The sequence below is a fragment of the Paraburkholderia sp. SIMBA_030 genome (assembly GCF_046535245.1).
Classification (GTDB): Bacteria; Pseudomonadota; Gammaproteobacteria; order Burkholderiales; family Burkholderiaceae; genus Paraburkholderia.
Genome location: NZ_JAWRXB010000740.1, coordinates 1 through 265, shown reverse-complemented (window position 1 = coordinate 265; position 265 = coordinate 1). Strand labels below are relative to the sequence as shown.

Below are 265 nucleotides of genomic sequence, written 5' to 3'. Positions count from 1 at the left end.
ATACTCGACGCGGCGCTCCGCCGTTTGACCCGCGAGCGCTTGGCCCCCGCTCAGGAGCAGTTCCCCGCCACGCAGCAGCGGCGCGATGTCCAAGACCTCGCTGGAGTGAACCCAACGGACGGGCCTTGTAAGGGCACCGTCCGCCGCGGACATGATGCGGGGATCCGTACCTTTGAGGGTTTCGCTGTTCAGGGCTTGCCCAAGCAGAATTGACATGACACTCCGTAAGATGTGACCGGTATTTCTTTAGACACATCGTATCTTG

1 protein-coding gene is annotated in these 265 nt (G+C 60.8%); it reads right to left on the bottom strand.

Annotated features, from left to right (window positions below; translation table 11 throughout):
• Positions 1-216, bottom strand: a 216-nt coding sequence (locus SB772_RS41925; protein ID WP_410838764.1) for a PucR family transcriptional regulator ligand-binding domain-containing protein, incomplete at its 3' end; no start/stop codon positions are given.
• Positions 217-265: the final 49 nt, after the last annotated feature.